Below are 18,370 nucleotides of genomic sequence, written 5' to 3'. Positions count from 1 at the left end.
CCGCGCAGTGAATTGCTGTACGCCTCGGTGATCTCCACCTCCACCAGCTCCCCGACCAGGCGCGCCTGCCCCGGAAAATTCACCGAGCGCATGTTTTCGGTCTTGCCGGTCAGTTCGTTCGGATCACGGCGCGACGGCCCTTCCACCAGCACGGTCTGCACGGTGCCGACCATGGCGTGCGAGATCGCGGCGGCCTGCTCGTTGATGCGTGCCTGCAGGCGCGACAGGCGCGCGTGCTTTTCCGCATCGGTGATGGTGTCTTCCAGGTCGGCGGCCGGCGTGCCGGGACGGCGCGAATAGATGAAGGAGAAGCTGTGGTCGAAGCCCACGTCCTCGATCAGTTTCATCGTCTTCTCGAAGTCCGCCTCGGTCTCGCCGGGGAAGCCCACGATGAAGTCCGAGCTGATGGAGATGTCCGGGCGCACCGCGCGCAGCTTGCGGATCTTGGCCTTGAACTCCAGCGCGGTGTAACCGCGCTTCATCGCCGACAGGACCCGGTCACTGCCGGCCTGGACCGGCAGGTGCAGGAAGTTGGCCAGCTGCGGCACATCGCGGTAGGCATCCACCAGCGAATCGCTGAACTCCAGCGGATGCGAGGTGGTGAAGCGGATGCGGTCCACCCCGTCGATCTCGGCGATGGTGCGGATCAGCAGGCCCAGATCGGCGAGCTCGCCGTCGCCATACGGGCCACGGTACGCATTGACGTTCTGGCCCAGCAGGTTGATCTCGCGCACGCCCTGCGCGGCCAGCTGGGCCACTTCCACCACCACGTCCTCGAACGGGCGGCTGACTTCGGTGCCACGGGTGTAGGGGACGACGCAGAAGGAGCAGTACTTGGAGCAGCCTTCCATGATCGACACGAAGGCCGAACCCCCTTCGGCGCGCGGCTCGGGCAGGCGGTCGAACTTCTCGATCTCCGGGAAGCTGATGTCCACCTGCGACTTGCCCGATGCGCGCCGCTGGCGGATCAGCTCCGGCAGCCGGTGCAGGGTCTGCGGGCCGAACACCAGGTCCACGTGCGGGGCGCGCTTGATGATCGCTTCGCCTTCCTGCGAGGCGACGCAGCCGCCCACGCCGATGATCACACCACGACCGTTGTTCTTCAGCGCCTTCCAGTAGCCCAGCTGGCTGAACACCTTCTCCTGCGCCTTCTCGCGGATCGAGCAGGTGTTCATCAGCAACACATCGGCCTCGGCCGGGTCGTCGGTGAGCTCCAGGCCCTCCTCGGCGGCGAGCACGTCGGCCATCTTGGTCGAGTCGTACTCGTTCATCTGGCAACCGTGGGTCTTGATGTACAGCTTGCCGCGCACCGGTCCATCCACCCGCGGGCGGGTGCCGGGCAGGGGCAGCAGGTCCGCGCGGGGCGGGGAGCTGTCAGGGGCGGAGGCAGGCGCGGCGGAGCCGGCCGAAGGTGGCACGGTCGAAGCTGGCGTCCCGGTCATGGCGCTTATTCCAGTCGGGTGGGCGGGCAGGCGGCCCCAAAGGGCCGCGGATAGCCGGCAATTGTAGCGTGGTCGGCTGCCCAGCCACGCATGGCGTTGCTCTACCCCGAGGGGTGGGGCATTCACACGCCCCGTAGAGCCGCGCCATGCATGGCTGTCCCCCAGGTCGCACAAATCCGTGACGCAGGGCAAGGTGTGCGGGTTAACAACGCGTCAAAGGCTTGGCAAGGGGCCGCGAAACAGGGACACTCGCGCCCATGAAGGGGATCTTGGGGATCGCTGCGCTGGCCTTGGCTGCGCTGACCGCACTGCCGGCCAGTGCGGGCACGCTGTACAAGTGTGTCGGTGCCGATGGCATCCCCAGTTACGTGAGCAAGCGGGTCTCTGGGGCCAGCTGCAGCGTGGTCAGCAACTACCGGCCCGACCGCAACGCCCCCTCCCGCTATATCCCGCCGCCCGCTCCGGCGCCCGCTCCGGCGCCCGTTCCGGCCCCGGCCGCCGTGGCTGTCGGCAGCGCGGCACCCGCCGACGGTGCCGGCACCCGCACCGCACTCGCCCCGACCCCCGCTCCGGCGCAGGCCGCCACCGTGCTGACCGCCGCGTCCGCGCCGGCGCCGCGGACCGGCAAGGCCCAGCGTGTGGTCAGCGGGCAGGTCTACTCCTATATGAAGGACGGGGTGCGGCACTACACCAGCAGCCGGCCGGGCCAGCTGGCCAGCCTGGGCCAGGTGCGCACCATCCATTACAGCTTCATCGAGCGCTGCTATGCCTGTGGCGCCAATCCCGGGGTGAACTTCGGCTCGGTGCGTCTCAACACCACCGCGTTCCAGAGCGAGATCTCGGCCGCCGCGCGCGAGTTCGGGGTTGAAGAAGCCGTCGTGCGCGCCATCATTCACGCCGAATCGGCCTACAACCCGACCGCGCTCAGCCGCGCTGGCGCGCAGGGCCTGATGCAGCTGATGCCGCCCACCGCGCGCCGGTTCGGGGTCACCGACTCCTACGACGCCGCGCAGAACATCCGTGGCGGCGTGCAGTACCTGTCGTGGCTGCTCAAGCGCTTCAACGGCAACCTCACCCTGGCCGCGGCGGGTTACAACGCCGGCGAGGGTGCGGTGGACCGTCATGGCGGCGTGCCGCCCTACAGCGAAACCCAGTACTACGTGAAGCGGGTGGCCCAGCTGGCCGAGCGCTACCGCGGCGCCTCAACGCAGTAAGCGGGTGCCGTCGGTTGGAGGCGCCTTCGCAGATTGGTGACGTACCCGCATTGTGTCGCTGAGTCAGGTTCCGCTATAGTCGATCCGGATTCATTGTGGACTGGCCCCCACCGGTCTGCTGGCAGCCTCAAGCTACCTAAATCAATATCGGAGTGCCGGATGGCCAACGATGGGGTAAACGATCCAGTCAACACTGGACGTCGACGATTTCTTTCGGCAACGACAGCAGTGGTCGGAGCAGTCGGCGTCGGTTTCGCAGCAGTCCCGTTCATCAAGTCCTGGAATCCCAGCGCCCGCGCCAAACTGGCCGGTGCTCCCGTGGTCGCCGACATCAGCGCCCTGCAGGAGGGCCAGCGGCTGGTCATGGAATGGCGTGGACAGCCGATCTGGATCGTCAAACGCTCCAAGGCCATCCTCGAGGCCCTGAACGGGCTGGATGGGCGGCTGAAGGATCCGGAGTCAAGCGTTGCCGACCAGCAGCCGGCCTACGTGCTCAAACAGAACCCCGAATTCCGCTCGATCAAATCCGACATCTCGGTGCTGGTCGGGCTGTGCACCCACCTGGGCTGTTCGCCTGAAATGGTGGCCGAGATCCGCCCCGAGCCGTTCGATCCGCAGTGGAAGGGCGGCTACTTCTGCCCCTGCCACAAGTCGCGCTTCGACATGTCCGGTCGTGTGTTCCAGGATGTTCCGGCACCGATCAACCTGCTGGTGCCGCCGCACCACTACCAGGACGACAACACCATCATCATCGGCGTCGATCCGCAGGGGGCGGCTTGATCATGGCCAATATTCTTTCCCGCACCGCCAACGGGGTCGCCGACTGGGTCAATGCGCGCGCGCCCGGGCTGATGCCGGTGTACCGCAAGCACGTGAGCGAGTATTACGCGCCGAAGAACTTCAACCTCTGGTACTACTTCGGTTCACTGGCACTGCTGATCCTGGTCAATCAGATCGTGACCGGCATCTTCCTGACGATGCATTACAAGACCAGCGCGGCCGAGGCATTCAACTCCGTTGAATACATCATGCGCGACGTGGAGTGGGGGTGGCTGATCCGCTACATGCACTCCACCGGTGCCTCGCTGTTCTTCATCGTGGTCTACCTGCACATGTTCCGTGGGCTGCTGTACGGCAGCTACCAGAAGCCGCGCGAGCTGGTGTGGATCCTGGGCATGCTGATCTACCTGGTGCTCATGGCCGAAGCCTTCATGGGCTACGTGCTGCCCTGGGGGCAGATGTCGTTCTGGGGCGCGAAGGTGATCATCTCGCTGTTCGGCGCCATTCCGGTGATCGGCACCGGGTTGACCGAATGGATCATGGGCGACTACCTGCCCAGCGACGCCACCCTCAACCGCTTCTTCGCCCTGCACGTGATCGCGCTGCCGCTGGTGCTGTTGCTGCTGGTGGTGCTGCATCTGGGCGCACTGCATGAAGTGGGGTCGAACAATCCGGATGGCGTGGAGATCAAGAAGGGCCCGAAGGGCAACCGGTGGTCGCCCACGGCACCCACCGACGGCATTCCCTTCCACCCGTACTACACGCTCAAGGACGGCGTGGGCGCAGGCTTCCTGCTGGTCATTGCCGCCTTCATCATCTTCTTCGCGCCGGCGTTCGGGGGCCTGTTCCTCGAACACGACAACTTCACCGAGGCCAACCGCCTGGTCACGCCCGAGCACATCAAGCCGGTGTGGTACTACACCCCGTACTACGCGATGTTGCGCGTGGTGCCGAACAAGCTGGGCGGCGTGATCGTGATGTTCTCGGCGATCGCCATCCTGTTCCTGGTGCCCTGGCTGGATCGCGCACGGGTCAAGTCCTACCGCTATCGCGGCTGGCTGTCGCGCGCGCTGCTGGGCGTGTTCGCGGTGTGCTTCGTCTGGCTCGGCGTGATCGGCTCCGGTCCCGGCACCGACGCGCACGAAACCTATGTGGGGCGCGTGCTGACCTTCCTCTACTTTGCCTTCTTCATCACCATGCCGATATGGACCAAGCTGGACAGGACCACGCCGGTACCGGACCGGGTGACCACGCATGACTGACCACTGGATTGTCCGGCTGGCCTGCGCGGCCGCCCTGATGCTGGCCAGCGCGGTGGCCGGCGCCGCCGAGGGCGGCAAGACCCTGCAGGCCGGCAACGACCTGGGTGACCGCGCCTCGCTGCAGCGGGGTGCGCAGTTGTACATGAACTACTGCTCGGGCTGCCACGCGCTCAAGTACCTGCGCTATTCGCGGATGGCGCAGGACCTGGGGCTGAGCGAAGAAGAGGTCATGAACAACCTCAATTTCACCGGTGTGCCGATCGGCGAGCCGGTGCCGGTGACCATGCCCAAGGCACAGGCCGAAAAATGGTTCGGCAAGATGCCGCCGGACCTGAGCCTGATTTCGCGGGTGCGGGGGAGCGACTGGGTTTACACCTACCTGAAGTCGTTCTACCTGGACACCAGTCGACCGCTGGGCTGGAACAACACGCTGTTCCCCAATGCCTCCATGCCCAACCCGCTGTGGGAAATGCAGGGCCTGCAGCACGCTGTGCACGGCAAGCCGGAAAGCCCGGGTGCCGATGCGCCGGTGATCGGGCTGAAGCTTGCCCAGCCGGGGTCGGTCGATCCGGGTCAGTACGACCAGGCGGTGCGCGACATCACCAATTTCCTGGAATACGCGGGCGAACCTGCGGCACTGAAGCGGCAGAAGCTGGGCGTCTGGGTGATCCTGTTCCTGGCCCTGCTGACCTTCCTGGTCTATCTGTTGAAGAAGGAGTACTGGAAGGACGTGCACTGAGTCCGATGGCAGGGCCTTGCCGATCGATGCGGTCTACCGCCGATCGGCCTATTGGCTTTTGTGATGGGCAGTTGCACACTCGGGTACTGTGACGACTGTCGGCAATGGGCCGGCGGCGCCGATGCGGCCGGCGGATATCGGTCGTTGGAGAGCCTTTGATGGCGGCGAGCGTACGCATGCGGAACACCCTGACGCTGTTTTCCTCGAACGACGACGTGCTGTGCCATCGCGTACGCCTGGTGCTGGCGGCCAAGGGCGTGAACTATGACTTCGTCCCGGTTGACCCGCAGAACCCGCCCGAGGATCTGATCGACCTCAACCCGTACCACTCCGTGCCCACGCTGGTGGAGCGCGAGATGGTGCTGTACGCGGCGTCGGTGGTCAGCGAATACCTTGACGAACGCTATCCACATCCGCCGCTGATGCCGGTTGACCCGCTGTCGCGCGCGCGCATCCGTCTGGCGATGCTGCGCATCGAACACGACTGGGTGCCGCAGGTGCAGGCCATCCAGCTGGGCAACAAGACCCAGGCCGAAGTCGGGCGCAAGCGGTTGAAGGAACTGCTGACCAGCGCGGTGCCGCTGTTCAAGGCCAGCAAGTTCTTCCTCAACCCGGAAATGAGCCTGGCCGATTGCGCCATGGCCCCGATCGTCTGGCGCCTGCAGTCGTTGGACGTGCCGTTGCCCAAGGATGGCAAGTCGATCGAAGACTACGGCAACCGCATTTTCCGCCACCCCGGTTTCATCCGCAGCCTCACCGACCAGGAAAAGAAGCTGCGCGACCTGCCGGCGTGAACGAAGCAGGCGGGGTCGCTGCGACGTCGTCGCGGACACGCCTGCCTGCATCCACGCTTTACGTCGGGACAGCCCCCTGCTGACCGCTGCGGGGGCTGGCGCGTACACTTGCACCAGGCAACCAGAATCCAGAGCCGCCTAGCGATACGCGGCGCCACATAATGACTGAAGACACTTTCCGCATGACCAGCCACCGTCCGTACCTGTTGCGGGCCCTGGTGGAATGGATCAACGACAACGACCTGACCCCGCACATCCTGGTCGACGCCGGCATGCCCGGCGTGCAGGTGCCGCAGAGCGCGGTGAAGGACGGTCGCGTCGTCCTGAACATCGCGGAACGCGCGGTGGTACGTCTGCACATCGACAACGAGACCGTGAGTTTCTCGGCCCGTTTCTCGGGCACCAGCTACCCGGTGCAGGTGCCGATCTCGGCCGTGCTGGCCGTGTACGCGCGCGAAACCGGGCAGGGCATGGCATTGCCCGACGATATCCCCGGCCACGAGCCGAGCCCGGACGATGCGCTGCCGCCCGACGACACGCCGACCCCGGACGACACCCCGCCCAAGCCCAGCGGCCGCCCGCACCTGCGGGTCGTGAAATAAGCATCGCCGCCCAAGGGCGGCGATTTCATTGGTGGCGCCCCATCGTCGTCCCAGAAACGGGGACCGAGGACGTTGATCGCCTGCCGTGTTCGATTAACGTCCTCCGTCCCCCTTTCAGATGTCTTCGGCGTTGCTGGTGTCCACGCCGCGCCGGATCTCGCTGATCCGCGCTGCCGACGGGCCCACGAAGGCGATCAACTGGTCGCCACGCAGCACCATGCGGCCGGTGTGTCGATCGATGCCGTCGTGCGAATACTCGAACCGGTACGTGCGTTCCCAGCCCAGCCAGCCGTTGTCCTTGCGGCACACGCGGATGCCGCTGGCATGCACCGCCTGGTCCAACCACTGCACGTCGGCGGCGCGGCAGGCGTTGCGGCCCAGCTCGATGGCACGTTCGGCCGCGGCGCGCGACGAATTCCAGAAGGCGTAGACGAACGCGCCGGCAATCATGATCAGAATCAAACTGGGCATCGGCGGCTCGCGCGGCATCGTGGTCAGGAACCCCCAACATGGCGACGAACCGGCTGCGGATCAAGCGGGGGGCACGTTGCTCGTGACAGCAATCACGTGCGCGGCGGTACGTCCTGCTGCTGGGGCGGAGGTTGTTGCTGCGGCTGTTGCGACGGAGGCGACTGCGGCTGCGGTGGCCTTGGTGGGACAACGCGCGGGAAGGTCGGTTGCTGCAGGGGGCGGGTGGCCGGCACGCCCGGCTGTGCGGGCGCCGGTGGCGGTGGCGGTACGGTTCCCGATGCGGGAGGCGGTGTGGAATCGGACATGGGCACAAACGGCGTGGTCGCCACCAGCTTCAACAACGCCGCCCAGTCCTGGCGGTTGAAGTTGCACTCGTCTTCGCGTCCGGGCGTACAGCCCACGTCGAAGGGATCGCTGGAGCGGGCCGGCGGCAGTTGGATGCGGCCATTCCGGTCCAGCGACAGCTTGCGCATCGCCACCGTGTTCATGACGTTGCCGCCGATCAGGTACAGCGTGTGGTCACCGCCCATGTTGGCCGCGATCACCACTTCGCAGTGCGACTTCCAGTTGGCCACTTTGCCGCCGCTGAGCTGCTGCACCAGCCCGGCGTAGCTCAGCGTTTCGCTGCGGTCGCGCAGGTAGCAGAGCAGGTCGCCCGGGGCGGGCTTTTCCTGGGCCGGGTCGCTCATCCGGTATGGGCCGGTGTTCTGGTACGCCGCGCGGATGTAGTCGATGTGGCGCGGCGAACGGGTAAAGCCGGGTACGCCGGCACGGGTCATCACCCAGGAGATGAAGGCGGCCGACCACGGGTTGTCGATCAGGAACGCCCGGCAGTCACTGTCGGTGTAGCGCGTACGAAAGGGCTCCATGCAGCTGGACGCACCGGGCTGGCTGCCCATGGGCCCGAGGGTGCCGCTGTCGCGCCAGTAACCCACGACGCGTTGCCACGCGACCATGCCGTTGTCGGCCAGGTACTCGCGTTCGGCCTCGCTGACGCCGAGGTTGGCGGCGCGTCCTTCACCGTCGATGAAGGGGCGGTACCACAGCCGATGCTCGTTGCAGGCGGTGCGTACGATGCTCACCGCCAGCGGGCTGAGGCCGTAGCGCGGCGGGATGTCGCAGACTTCGGCGGCGGCTGCGGTGGCCGGCAACAGCAGGGTGGCCAGGGGTGAAAGGCAGGCGAGCAGGAGCAGGGGGCGCATGCGCGGTGTCCGGAGGGGGGCAAGCAAAGCCTCGCAGAGCGGGTCGGGGGGCACCGTGAAATCGCCGCCTTGGGGCGCCGCACGACCAGGGAAGCCGCACGACCAACGGTCGTGCGCTACCGCCCGGCAGGTATCGCCCGTTGGTCGATACGGAGCCGACGAGCGTCGCTCAGGGCGGGTCGCCGAGCTTCAGGGACAGATCGATCGCCTGCACATGCTTGGTCAGGCCGCCGATGGAGATGCAGTCCACCCCGTCCTCGGCAATGGCGCGCAGGCCGGCCAGGTCGACGCTGCCGGACACTTCCAGCGGAATGCGTCCGGCGGCGATGGTGACCGCCTCGCGGCGCATCGCCGGATCGAAGTCGTCGATCAGGATGCGATCGCAGCCCACCGCCAGTGCTTCGCGCAACTGGACCAGGTCTTCCACTTCCACCACCAGCGGCAACTGCGGCCACTGCGCGCGGGCGGCATGCACCGCTGCGGTCAGTGAGCCGGCGGCGCGGATGTGGTTCTCCTTGAGCATCACCGTGTCGAACAGGCCCTGGCGGTGGTTGTCGCCGCCGCCGCACCGCACGGCGTACTTCTGCGCCACGCGCAGGCCCGGCAGGGTCTTGCGGGTGTCCAGGATGCGGGTGCCGGTGCCGGCCACGGCGGCGACATGGCGCGCCGTGGTGGTGGCCGTGCCCGACAGGGTCTGCAGGAAATTGAGCGAGGTGCGCTCGGCGCTGACCAGGCTGCGGTTGCGGCCGTGCAGGATCGCCAGCACCGTGCCGGCGCTGACGGCGTCGCCTTCTGCCACGCGCCAGTCGATGCGCACCTCCGGATCCAGCGCCTGGTGCGTGGCGTCGAACCATGGCCGGCCGGCGATCACCGCGTCCTGCTTGCACAGCAGGTAGGCACGGTCAGGCCGGTCCGGGAGCAGGGCGGCGGTCACGTCGCCGCTGCCGATGTCCTCGGCCAGGGCGCGGGCCACGTCGGCCTGGACCTGGCTGGCCGCCGGGGCCGTCAGCGGGGCAGCGCTCATTTTTCCGGGAAATCGGCGATCTGTGCGGTGGCGATGGCCTCCTCGGCCAGCAGCACCGGAATGCCGTCGTCGACGCGGAACACCTGCTTGCGGTCGCGGGTCAGCAGCGCCTCGCGCAGGGTCTGGGCCTGGGCGCTGCCGTCGGCCTTGACCACGGCACCGGCGCCGATGGCGCGGTTGAGCGCATCCAGGCCCCGGGCATCGAGCAGGGACAGGGGCTGGCGGGTGTCGGGCGAGCACAGCAGGTCGATCAGCTTGCGATCCATGAATTCTTCGTCTTGCGTGGAAGGCGGCTAGAATACGTCTTTAAGGCAGGTGACGGCCAATGACCCTCAACCAATCCGCGCCGCTTGTCGGCATCGTCATGGGTTCCCGCTCCGACTGGGAGACCATGCAGCACGCGGCGCAGAAGCTCGACGCGCTCGGTGTTCCCTACGAAGTGAAAGTGGTGTCGGCGCATCGCACGCCCGACGTGCTGTTCACCTACGCCGAACAGGCGGGCCCGCGTGGCCTGCGCGCCATCATCGCCGGTGCGGGCGGCGCCGCGCACCTGCCCGGCATGATCGCCGCCAAGACCGCCGTGCCGGTGCTCGGCGTGCCGGTGCAGTCCAAGGCCCTCAACGGCATGGACTCGCTGCTGTCGATCGTGCAGATGCCGGCCGGCATCCCGGTGGCCACCTTCGCCATCGGCAATGCCGGTGCCTCCAATGCCGCGTTGTTCGCCGCCGCCATGCTGGGTCCGGAACAGCCCGCCATCGGCCAGGCGCTGGACGCCTTCCGCGCCCGCCAGACCGAAGACGTCATGGCCCACGACGACCCGCGTCAATGAGTGTGCGTACCGTTGGCATTCTGGGCGGCGGCCAGCTCGCCCGCATGATGGTACTGGCCGGTGCCCCGATGGGGCTGCGCTTCGAGCTGTTCGACCCGGCGGCTGACGCCTGCGGTGGGCAGCTTGCGCCGCTGCAGGTGGCCGCGTTCGAGGACGAGGCGGCGCTGGCGGCGTTCGCCGCGCGCGTGGACGTGGTGACCTTCGATTTCGAGAACGTACCGGCGCGCAGCGCGCAGTTCCTGGCCGAGCGGGTCCCGGTGTATCCCAATCCGGATGCGCTGGCCGTGGCGCAGGACCGGCTGAGCGAGAAGACCCTGTTCCAGGCGCTGGGCATTCCGTTGCCGCCGTTCGCCGACATCGGCAGCCGCGATGACCTTGCTGCCAAGGTGGCCGAGTTCGGTCTGCCGTGCATTCTCAAGACCCGCCGCTTCGGCTACGACGGCAAGGGGCAGTTCCGCCTGCGCAGCGAGGCCGACATCGACGCCGCGTGGGCCGCGCTGGGTGAGCAGGTTGAACGCACTGGCCTGATCCTGGAGGGATTCGTCGCCTTCGATCGCGAAGTCAGCGTGGTCGCCGTGCGCGGGCAGGAGGGCGAGTTCCGTGCCTGGCCGGTCACCGGCAACTGGCATGTGGACGGCGTGCTCTCGGCCAGCCTGGCACCGGCGCGGTTGCCCGATGCGCAGTACGCCGCAGCGATCGGTTACGCCCGCACTCTCGCCGAGCGCCTGGACTATGTGGGCGTATTCGCGCTGGAGCTGTTCTGCCGCGGCGACGTGCTGCTGGCCAACGAGATGGCGCCGCGCGTGCACAACTCCGGCCACTGGACCATCGAAGGCAGCGAAACCTCGCAGTTCGAGAACCACCTGCGTGCGGTGCTCGGCCTGCCGCTGGGTGACACGCGCATGCTCGGCCATGCCTGCATGCTCAACTGGATCGGCGCGATGCCCGATGCCAGCGGCGTGCTTGCGCAGGCCAGTGGCCACTGGCACGACTACGGCAAACAGCCGCGCGACGGCCGCAAGGTCGGTCACGCCACCCTGCGCGATGACGATGCGGCCACGCTGGCCACGGCGTTGGAGGCGGTGGGCGGGCAGTTGGACCGAGCGGGGCAGGTTGCGCCCGCGGTGACCACGCTACGCGGTTGATCGGGGGTGTCACGACCAACGGTAGGTACCGGCCGTTGGTCGGTACGCGCTTCAATCGCGCAATTGCGCCGCCACGAAGTCCCAGTTGACGATCTTCCAGAACGCCTCCAGGTAGCGCCCGCGTGCGTTCTGGTAGTCGGTGTAATACGCGTGTTCCCACACGTTGCAGCCCAGCAGCGGGGTGCTTTGCCCGGTCAGCGGCGTACCGGCGTTGCGCGTGGACTGGATCGCCAGCGCGCCGTTGGCGTGCTGCACCAGCCACACCCAGCCGGAACCGAACACCGCCAGCGCCACCCGGTCGAATTCCTCGCGCAGCCGCTTGCCATCGCCGAAATGGCGGCCGGCCAGTTCGCCCAGCGGGCCCGCCGGGTCGCCGCCACCGCGCGGATGCAGGCACTGCCAATAGAAGCCGTGGTTCCAGGCCTGCGCGGCCATGTCGAACAGGCTGCCCTGGCTTTGCCGCACGATCTCGTCCAGCGCCAAGTCGGCCAGGTCGGTGCCCTCGGTGCGGGCGTTTACCGCCTCCACGCAGGCGCGGTGCCGGGCCAGGTGCAGGTCCAGCGCGGGCGCCGAGAGATGGGGCTGCAGGGCAGTGCGGTCGTAGGGCAGGCGGGGCAATTCGAGGGGCATGGGTCGCTGCGGGCTGGAGACGGGGCGCCGGAGGCAGGGCCAGTAGGATTACAATGGCCGTGTAGGGAAGTCTATCCGACCGGCGGGGCCGGGTTGTTCCCATTGCAGGGAGAGTCGTGGTGCCGGTGATGCAGCAGATCCAGACCGAAGTGGAACGTTACCCCCTCGTGTTGTTCATGAAGGGCACCCCGCAGTACCCCATGTGTGGTTTCTCCAGCCGCGCCGTGCAGGCCCTGATGGCCGCCGGTGCCGTCGCGCTGCGCACCGTCAACGTGCTGGAAGAACCGGAGATCCGCGCCAACCTGCCGCGCTTCTCCAATCTGCCGACCTTCCCGCAGCTGTTCATCCACGGCGAACTGATCGGCGGCTGCGACATCGTGCTGGAGCTGTTCGAGTCCGGCGAACTCAAGCGGATCGTGGAAGAGGCCTCCCAGCCATGAGTGCGGTCCCGTCCGTCGTGGTCGGGACCGGATCGCTGGCCGATCGCGTCATTCTTATTGCAGGCGCCGGGGGCGGCTTCGGCAGCGCCGCGGCCATCGCGTGCGCGGCCGCCGGTGCCACGGTGGTCCTGCTCGGGCGGAAACCGCGCCGACTGGACCGCGTGTATACGGCCGTGGAAGCCGCCGGGCCGGAGCCGCTGCTGTACCCGCTGGACCTGGAAGGCGCCACCCCGGACGACTACGCCACCCTGGCCGAGCGCCTGCAGTCCGAACTGGGCCGGCTGGACGGCGTGCTGTACTGCGCCGCCGATTTCGCCGGCCTGACCCCGTTTGAACTGGCCGATCCGGCCGCGTTCGCCCGCGCCGTGCACGTCAACCTGACCGCCCCGGCGTGGCTGGCGCAGGCATGCCTGCCACTGCTGCGCCAGCGCGACGATGCCGCGCTGGTGTTCACGGTGGACGATCCGGCCAAGGTAGGGAAGGCCTACTGGGGCGGCTACGGCGCGGCCCAGCACGGCCTGCGCGGACTGATCAGCGCGCTGCATGACGAGCTCGCCCGCACCCCGGTGCGGGTCAGTGGTCTGCACCCCGGCCCGATGCGCACCGCCCTGCGGGCCCGGGCCTTCTCGCTTGACGAGGATGGCACCGCCCGCGATCCGGTCCTGTGTGCGGCGGCGGCCGTACAGCTGCTGTCGCCTGAGGGCGCAGCCCATCGCGGCCAGATCCTCGACCTGGCGTAATACGCGCGCAACGCAGCAGCCCCATCCTTTCGACGCACCCTGGCCGTAGCGCCGGGCCATGCCCGGCTGCGTGTCCATGTCCGACGACCGGGGGTCCGGCGCTCCGGACGCCTCGGCACCTGAACGGCCCGCCAATCCGCCCGACACCTCCATTCAGCCAAATGTGAAGTTCTTGTCACGATCGCGTTGTGATGGCGTGTGTTTTGTCTCCAAACGGTCATATAGCGGGCTTATCGTGTTAATCTAGTGTTAACCGTTGCGGCTGAAACCAGCCTGCGGCAAGGGAACCCAGATAAAAGTCCAGACAGCCGCCTGAATGGCTGCTTGGGCGCGTTTTTTTTCCGCCATCGCCAACTCGCATCGAGGCTACTTCCCAATGACCCACCCGCGCTATCTTCGGATGTCCAAGCTCACCCTTGGTCTCGTGGCCGCTCTTGCAGCCGCTCCCGCCTTCGCCCAGAGCACCTCTGCCGGTGTCGGCGGCCAGGTCACGTCTTCCGCAGGTGCGCCTGTGGCTGGTGCCGAAGTCACCATCACGCACACCGAGTCGGGCACGATCAGCCGTGCCACCACCGATGCGTCCGGCCGTTACGCCGCACGCGGTCTGCGCGTAGGTGGTCCGTACACGATCACCATCAACAAGGCCGGTGAAGGCACCAAGACCGAAGAAGGTGTCTACCTGAACCTGAATCAGGTCAACACCATCAATGCCAACCTGGCCGGCGACGTCGCCGCCACCAATCTCGATGCCGTGCAGGTCGTGGCTGTGGCCGGTGGTTCGGACGTGTTCAGCGCCTACAAGATGGGCACCGGTACCAATGTCACGCGCGAGTCCATCGAGTCGCTGCCGTCGGTCAACCGCAACATCCAGGACTACATCCGCCTCGACCCGCGCATCTCGCAGGTCAGCAAGGCGGACGGCGCGATCTCGGCGGGTGGTCAGAACTCCCGCTACAACGCCATCCGCATCGACGGCATCAGCGCCGCTGACCCGTTTGGCCTGGAATCCAACAACCTGCCGACCGAGCGTCAGCCGGTATCGATGGATGCGATCCAGGAAATCAACATCGACATCGCCAACTACGACACCACCATTTCCGGTGGTACGGGTGCGGTGATCAACGCGGTGACCAAGTCGGGTACCAACAACTTCGGCGGCACCGTGTACTACGCGTACCGCGACAAGGACATGGTGCGCAAGGAGCTGGACGGCGTCCGCTTCAACGGCTTTGACGACGAAAAGACCTACGGCATGACCCTGGGTGGCCCGATCATCAAGGACAAGCTGTTCTTCTTCGCCAACTACGAAAAGATGGAGCGTGCGGCGCCGGGTACCAGCCTGAGCGACACCCCGTACGGCAAGGGCACCATCTCTGATGCCGACATCGCCCGTGCGCAGCAGATCGCCACCGGTTATGGCTTCGACGCCGGCTCGCTGAGCGCCCCGTCGAACGACACTGAAATCGAAGAGTACGCAATCAAGATCGACTGGAACATCAGCGACAACCACCGTGCTGCTGTCCGCTACAACAAGATGGAACAGACCGTGGCCCGCTTCCCGCAGGTCACCAGTAGCGCCAACTCGCTGAGCACGTTCTGGTACGACCTGCCCAAGACCTATGAGTCGGTGATGGGTGAAGTGTTCAGCGACTGGTCCGAGAATTTCTCGACCGAGTTCAAGCTGGCGCACAAGGAATACTCGGCCGTCCGCACCCCGTACTCGAACCTGCCGCAGATCCAGGTGCGTGGTTTCGGCACCGGCGGCAATGACTCGCTGTACTTCGGCACCGAGCAGAACACCCACGTCAATATCATCGAGTCCAAGGAACTGAGCGCCTTTGGTGCCGGTACCTGGTACGTCGGCGACCACACCGTGAAGTTCGGCTTCGACTATTCGAAGAACGAGCTGCTGAACTACTACGGCCGCAACCTCAACGGCGTTTACACCTTCGCCAACCTGGATGCGTTCGCCGCCGGCACCCCGAGCCAATATATCGTCCGTGCCCCGCTGCCCGGTGGCAGCCTGGACGACGTCCCGGCCCGCTACGAGCTGAAGAACACCGGTCTGTTCGTGCAGGACAGCTGGGCAGTGAACAGCAACCTGACCCTGCAGCTCGGTGTCCGCGTCGACCTGCCGGACTTCAGCGACCAGAAGCTGTACAACCCGCGCATCATGTCGACCTACGGGTATGACAACACCGTGATGCCGGACGACAAGCTGGTGCAGCCGCGCTTCGGCTTCAACTACACCTTCGATACCGAGCGTCCGACCCAGTTGCGTGGCGGCGTGGGCCTGTTCGGCGGCGCGGCCCCGAACGTGTGGCTGGCCGGTGCCTACCAGAACACCGGTTTCAACTACCAGGAGTTCACCCTCAACAACCCGGGTGCGATCTTCACTCCGGCGCAGCCTCCGTACGTCCCGGGTGGCACCGTCACCGCGCGTGACAACGTGGACATCGTCGAGCCGGGCCTGAAGCTGCCGTCGGTGTGGAAGACGAACCTGGCCTTCGACACCGAGCTGCCGTGGTACGGCATCGTCGCTTCGGCTGAGTTCCTGTACACCAAGGTCAACGACGGCCTGTACATCGAGCGTCTTGATCTGGCCGACGCCAATGGCAACAGCTACACCCGCATCGGCCAGGACGGTCGTGAGCTGTACTGGAATGCCGCGGGTTACATTCCCTGCGTCGGGCCGGCGTCGAACCGGGCCAACTGCTCCGTGCGTAACGGCTCGCCGAACGTCAACGGTGCACCGTCGAGCCAGAATGCCCAGGGCAAGACGAATCGCCCTGGCAACATGGGCGACGTGATGCTGATCCGCAACACGGACAAGGGCAGCAGCCGCCAGTTCACCGCCGGCCTGAACAAGCCGCTGATGGAAAACTGGGGCTGGTCGCTGGCCTACACCTACACCGCCGCGTCCGAAGTCAGCCCGCTGACCAGCTCGCAGAACACCTCCAACTGGGGCAGCACCCTGATCGGGACCGCCAACGAGAACGTGGCGTATGACTCGCGCTACGCGATCAAGGACCGCGTCACCGCCTCGCTGAACTGGAAGAAGGCGTTCTTCGGCGACTACAACACCAGCGTTGGCCTGTTCTACGAAGGCCGTTCGGGTCGTCCGTTCAGCTACATCTACTACAACGACATGAACGGCGATGCCGCCTCCACCTCGGGTGCGGGCTACTTCAACGACCTGTTCTATGTGCCGAACGGCCCGGGCGACGTCAAGTGGACCGGCGGCGCTGCAATGGAGCAGTCGTTCTTCGCCTGGCTGAAGAACAACCCGGAACTGGCTGCGTACCAGGGCCAGATCGCCCCGGCCAACGCCTTCCGCACCGGCTTCGTGAACACCTTCGACATGCGTATTTCGCAGGAGTTCCCGGGCTTCATGAAGGAGCACAAGGGTGAACTGGCGCTGGACATCATGAATGTCGGCAACCTGATCAACAAGAAGTGGGGCCGCATCAACGATTACGGCTTCAACTCGACCGCCCGCGTGGCCAGCTACGCAGGTATCGACCCGGCAACCGGCAAGTACATCTACAACTTCACCGGTTCCACCGACACCCCGTCGATCCAGGAAAACAACAACGACAAGGGCAACACGGGCGTGTCGCGCTGGTCGATGCAGCTGACCCTGAAGTACAAGTTCTGATCCATCGAGCTTGATGCATGACTGAAAACGGCCGGGGAAACCCGGCCGTTTTTCTTTGTGTGACCTGGTCCAAAAAAGTCAATTAAAGTGGGTTCATCCTTTGCCGGTCTGTGCTAAAAAGCGTGGTGGCGAAGGAGACCTAAATGAAATCCAGATATGGAATATCCATTGATGTGGTTGCCTCTCTGGATGGTAGGTTTGACGCATTTAATGAGTCGCCGCTGGACCATAGTGGCGCGTTCCGGCGTGAGATCGCCTCGATTGCCGCATGTCGACTGAGGTACTGTCCGGAATGTGAGTCCAGCGTCTCTCGCATGTGTGGCTGCAAGGCTGGCGCTCAACTCGCTGCACTATCTCAACGTAATCGTCTCTCCGGAATTGCGCCGGCAACTTTGAAGCGCATCCACGCCGTGGTGGCGGCAGACCTTGCTTCGCGCGGCAGCTTCCGGGTGGGGAGTGTAGTTGTGGGCCAAAAGGTACCCGAGACGGCGTTCGTGAGCGCTCGAATCAACGTTGAAAAGCATCTCAAGGAGTGCGCGCCTTGGTTTCATCGCCAGTCAACCCAGGTGAGAGTTGCTTTCGTAATGTATGTGATGTCCATCCTGCATCCGTTTGAAGATGGCAACGGCCGCGTCATGCGCGCGCTGATTACCATGCTCGCGGTTGAGGGGGATCGAGGCTCTGCACAAATCTGCTTCTTGGCCGTATATACAAAACTCAGACAGCGGGAGTTTGTGTCGGCGGTCCAGTGGCTGAGTGAGGGCTCGATCGGCCAACTGGAAGAATTCTTTCGACAGGCTGTTGGTGATTTTCAGCGAATGGAACTGGAATTCTCAGCAGTCCGTGGAGCTGTGGGCTATTGGTTCGATAGCCAGTTTGCTGAAACCATGTAGTGAACGGATGTTCTCAATCATAAGGGAGTATTGATATCATGAAGATCGGCATTGCAATTGCATCCATCCTGCTGGCCATGACTGCCGCTACGTATAGCGAGGCCGCGAGTGCGCAAGCGTGTGGCTCGTGGAGCTGTCCCCCGGGGCCCATCTACCCCGGAGACGGAGATACGCAGCGAGAGAATAATCTGCCGGGATATGCTTCTAGTGGTGTGATGGTGTACGGGACCGAATGCACTGCATCTTACGATGAGAAATATGCCGCAATCATTCGAGAGCTCCAGACATGGGTTCCATATTATCGTGCTGATTTAATTAATAACTATAGATTTATGACGTTCGGTTTCTCTGGCCAGCTTACAGAGGGTGGGGAGGTTTGGGAGATTATTCCTCAGGGTGAGAGTTTGCCTTTGATGTATCCGACAGACTCTCCCCATACCTGCGCTTACAAATGACCCTGGGGGCAATGCGCATAAGTTATGGCTGCGGGGACCGTGGATATTCC

The 18,370-nt window shown here is 65.4% G+C and carries 19 protein-coding genes; 13 read left to right on the top strand and 6 right to left on the bottom strand.

The window, feature by feature from the left end:
- Nucleotides 1-1,271 (bottom strand): tRNA (N6-isopentenyl adenosine(37)-C2)-methylthiotransferase MiaB (miaB, locus tag RT456_RS18845; RefSeq protein ID WP_313348911.1); only part of this gene is annotated, 1,271 nt, incomplete at its 3' end.
- Nucleotides 1,272-1,699: 428 nt separating this feature from the next.
- On the opposite strand from miaB, the gene RT456_RS18840 reads away from it, so the two are divergent.
- The 6 genes from RT456_RS18840 (at nucleotide 1,700) to RT456_RS18815 (ending at nucleotide 6,833) form a co-directional block, all read left to right on the top strand.
- Complete coding sequence (locus RT456_RS18840) at nucleotides 1,700-2,656, top strand: lytic transglycosylase domain-containing protein (protein WP_313348906.1); 957 nt, start codon at nucleotides 1,700-1,702, stop codon at nucleotides 2,654-2,656.
- A 159-nt stretch (nucleotides 2,657-2,815) separates the two neighbouring features.
- Entirely contained in the window at nucleotides 2,816-3,436 is a 621-nt protein-coding gene (gene petA / locus RT456_RS18835) for a ubiquinol-cytochrome c reductase iron-sulfur subunit (RefSeq protein WP_313348903.1), read from the top strand.
- A gap of 2 nt (nucleotides 3,437-3,438) precedes the next feature.
- Entirely contained in the window at nucleotides 3,439-4,698 is a 1,260-nt protein-coding gene (locus RT456_RS18830; RefSeq protein ID WP_313348900.1) for a cytochrome bc complex cytochrome b subunit, read from the top strand.
- A gap of 37 nt (nucleotides 4,699-4,735) precedes the next feature.
- Nucleotides 4,736-5,437: a cytochrome c1 gene (locus tag RT456_RS18825; protein ID WP_313348909.1), complete on the top strand. Its 702-nt coding sequence runs from the start codon at nucleotides 4,736-4,738 to the stop codon at nucleotides 5,435-5,437.
- A 158-nt stretch (nucleotides 5,438-5,595) separates the two neighbouring features.
- On the top strand, nucleotides 5,596-6,231 hold the full coding sequence (locus RT456_RS18820; protein ID WP_313348897.1) for a glutathione S-transferase N-terminal domain-containing protein: 636 nt from the start codon (nucleotides 5,596-5,598) through the stop codon (nucleotides 6,229-6,231).
- Nucleotides 6,232-6,392: 161 nt separating this feature from the next.
- A complete protein-coding gene (locus RT456_RS18815) occupies nucleotides 6,393-6,833 on the top strand; it encodes a ClpXP protease specificity-enhancing factor (RefSeq protein WP_313348894.1) in 441 nt (146 codons plus the stop codon).
- 114 nt (nucleotides 6,834-6,947) lie between these two features.
- Here RT456_RS18815 and RT456_RS18810 read toward each other — a convergent pair whose 3' ends face one another.
- The 4 genes from RT456_RS18810 to RT456_RS18795 all read right to left on the bottom strand — a co-directional run bounded on the left by RT456_RS18810 (nucleotide 6,948) and on the right by RT456_RS18795 (nucleotide 9,796).
- Nucleotides 6,948-7,304: a DUF3301 domain-containing protein gene (locus RT456_RS18810; RefSeq protein ID WP_313348891.1), complete on the bottom strand. Its 357-nt coding sequence runs from the start codon at nucleotides 7,302-7,304 to the stop codon at nucleotides 6,948-6,950.
- Between the two features lie 92 nt (nucleotides 7,305-7,396).
- A complete protein-coding gene (locus RT456_RS18805) occupies nucleotides 7,397-8,506 on the bottom strand; it encodes a DUF2272 domain-containing protein (protein ID WP_313348889.1) in 1,110 nt (369 codons plus the stop codon).
- Nucleotides 8,507-8,675: 169 nt separating this feature from the next.
- Nucleotides 8,676-9,530 (bottom strand): carboxylating nicotinate-nucleotide diphosphorylase, encoded by an 855-nt coding sequence (gene nadC / locus RT456_RS18800; RefSeq protein ID WP_313348886.1) that lies wholly within the window; start codon nucleotides 9,528-9,530, stop codon nucleotides 8,676-8,678.
- Nucleotides 9,527-9,796 carry a Trm112 family protein gene (locus tag RT456_RS18795; RefSeq protein ID WP_313348883.1) on the bottom strand — a complete coding sequence of 90 codons (270 nt, stop codon included), beginning with the start codon at nucleotides 9,794-9,796 and terminating at the stop codon, nucleotides 9,527-9,529. The genes nadC and RT456_RS18795 overlap by 4 nt, the downstream gene beginning before the upstream one ends.
- Before the next feature lie 59 nt (nucleotides 9,797-9,855).
- On the opposite strand from RT456_RS18795, the gene purE reads away from it, so the two are divergent.
- Both purE and RT456_RS18785 read left to right on the top strand, forming a co-directional pair.
- Complete coding sequence (gene purE, locus RT456_RS18790) at nucleotides 9,856-10,359, top strand: 5-(carboxyamino)imidazole ribonucleotide mutase (RefSeq protein WP_313348880.1); 504 nt, start codon at nucleotides 9,856-9,858, stop codon at nucleotides 10,357-10,359.
- Nucleotides 10,356-11,504 carry a 5-(carboxyamino)imidazole ribonucleotide synthase gene (locus RT456_RS18785; protein ID WP_313348877.1) on the top strand — a complete coding sequence of 383 codons (1,149 nt, stop codon included), beginning with the start codon at nucleotides 10,356-10,358 and terminating at the stop codon, nucleotides 11,502-11,504. Before purE ends, RT456_RS18785 begins: the two co-directional genes overlap by 4 nt.
- Nucleotides 11,505-11,555: 51 nt before the next feature.
- Here the strand turns inward: RT456_RS18785 and RT456_RS18780 are convergent, their stop codons facing one another.
- Nucleotides 11,556-12,134 carry a Fe-Mn family superoxide dismutase gene (locus RT456_RS18780; RefSeq protein WP_313348874.1) on the bottom strand — a complete coding sequence of 193 codons (579 nt, stop codon included), beginning with the start codon at nucleotides 12,132-12,134 and terminating at the stop codon, nucleotides 11,556-11,558.
- Between the two features lie 119 nt (nucleotides 12,135-12,253).
- Between RT456_RS18780 and grxD the strand changes: the two genes are divergently transcribed.
- From grxD to RT456_RS18755, 5 genes are all read left to right on the top strand, one after another.
- Nucleotides 12,254-12,574 carry a Grx4 family monothiol glutaredoxin gene (gene grxD, locus RT456_RS18775; protein ID WP_313348872.1) on the top strand — a complete coding sequence of 107 codons (321 nt, stop codon included), beginning with the start codon at nucleotides 12,254-12,256 and terminating at the stop codon, nucleotides 12,572-12,574.
- Nucleotides 12,571-13,314, top strand: a complete 744-nt coding sequence (locus RT456_RS18770) for an SDR family NAD(P)-dependent oxidoreductase (protein ID WP_313348870.1) — start codon at nucleotides 12,571-12,573, stop codon at nucleotides 13,312-13,314. Before grxD ends, RT456_RS18770 begins: the two co-directional genes overlap by 4 nt.
- A 376-nt stretch (nucleotides 13,315-13,690) precedes the next feature.
- Nucleotides 13,691-16,972: a TonB-dependent receptor gene (locus tag RT456_RS18765; protein WP_313348869.1), complete on the top strand. Its 3,282-nt coding sequence runs from the start codon at nucleotides 13,691-13,693 to the stop codon at nucleotides 16,970-16,972.
- 143 nt (nucleotides 16,973-17,115) lie between these two features.
- The gene (locus RT456_RS18760; protein ID WP_313348867.1) at nucleotides 17,116-17,865 is read left to right on the top strand and encodes a Fic family protein; all 750 of its coding nucleotides are present in this window, start codon (nucleotides 17,116-17,118) and stop codon (nucleotides 17,863-17,865) included.
- A gap of 38 nt (nucleotides 17,866-17,903) precedes the next feature.
- On the top strand, nucleotides 17,904-18,320 hold the full coding sequence (locus RT456_RS18755) for a hypothetical protein (protein WP_313348865.1): 417 nt from the start codon (nucleotides 17,904-17,906) through the stop codon (nucleotides 18,318-18,320).
- The last annotated feature ends 50 nt before the right edge of the window (nucleotides 18,321-18,370 follow it).

The organism is Stenotrophomonas sp., from assembly GCF_032099025.1.
Taxonomy (GTDB): Bacteria; Pseudomonadota; Gammaproteobacteria; order Xanthomonadales; family Xanthomonadaceae; genus Stenotrophomonas.
This window is presented reverse-complemented; position numbering and strand designations above follow the sequence as displayed.

Excerpts from the sequence above, each read along its gene's own strand:
- RT456_RS18840 (WP_313348906.1), top strand. The coding sequence starts at position 1,700 with ATGAAGGGGATCTTGGGGATCGCTGCGCTGGCCTTGGCTGCGCTGACC.
- petA (WP_313348903.1), top strand. The coding sequence starts at position 2,816 with ATGGCCAACGATGGGGTAAACGATCCAGTCAACACTGGACGTCGACGA.
- RT456_RS18830 (WP_313348900.1), top strand. The coding sequence starts at position 3,439 with ATGGCCAATATTCTTTCCCGCACCGCCAACGGGGTCGCCGACTGGGTC.
- RT456_RS18825 (WP_313348909.1), top strand. The coding sequence starts at position 4,736 with ATGCTGGCCAGCGCGGTGGCCGGCGCCGCCGAGGGCGGCAAGACCCTG.
- RT456_RS18820 (WP_313348897.1), top strand. The coding sequence starts at position 5,596 with ATGGCGGCGAGCGTACGCATGCGGAACACCCTGACGCTGTTTTCCTCG.
- RT456_RS18815 (WP_313348894.1), top strand. The coding sequence starts at position 6,393 with ATGACTGAAGACACTTTCCGCATGACCAGCCACCGTCCGTACCTGTTG.
- RT456_RS18810 (WP_313348891.1), bottom strand. The coding sequence starts at position 7,304 with ATGCCCAGTTTGATTCTGATCATGATTGCCGGCGCGTTCGTCTACGCC.
- RT456_RS18805 (WP_313348889.1), bottom strand. The coding sequence starts at position 8,506 with ATGCGCCCCCTGCTCCTGCTCGCCTGCCTTTCACCCCTGGCCACCCTG.
- nadC (WP_313348886.1), bottom strand. The coding sequence starts at position 9,530 with ATGAGCGCTGCCCCGCTGACGGCCCCGGCGGCCAGCCAGGTCCAGGCC.
- RT456_RS18795 (WP_313348883.1), bottom strand. The coding sequence starts at position 9,796 with ATGGATCGCAAGCTGATCGACCTGCTGTGCTCGCCCGACACCCGCCAG.
- purE (WP_313348880.1), top strand. The coding sequence starts at position 9,856 with ATGACCCTCAACCAATCCGCGCCGCTTGTCGGCATCGTCATGGGTTCC.
- RT456_RS18785 (WP_313348877.1), top strand. The coding sequence starts at position 10,356 with ATGAGTGTGCGTACCGTTGGCATTCTGGGCGGCGGCCAGCTCGCCCGC.
- RT456_RS18780 (WP_313348874.1), bottom strand. The coding sequence starts at position 12,134 with ATGCCCCTCGAATTGCCCCGCCTGCCCTACGACCGCACTGCCCTGCAG.
- RT456_RS18770 (WP_313348870.1), top strand. The coding sequence starts at position 12,571 with ATGAGTGCGGTCCCGTCCGTCGTGGTCGGGACCGGATCGCTGGCCGAT.
- RT456_RS18765 (WP_313348869.1), top strand. The coding sequence starts at position 13,691 with ATGACCCACCCGCGCTATCTTCGGATGTCCAAGCTCACCCTTGGTCTC.
- RT456_RS18760 (WP_313348867.1), top strand. The coding sequence starts at position 17,116 with ATGAAATCCAGATATGGAATATCCATTGATGTGGTTGCCTCTCTGGAT.
- RT456_RS18755 (WP_313348865.1), top strand. The coding sequence starts at position 17,904 with ATGAAGATCGGCATTGCAATTGCATCCATCCTGCTGGCCATGACTGCC.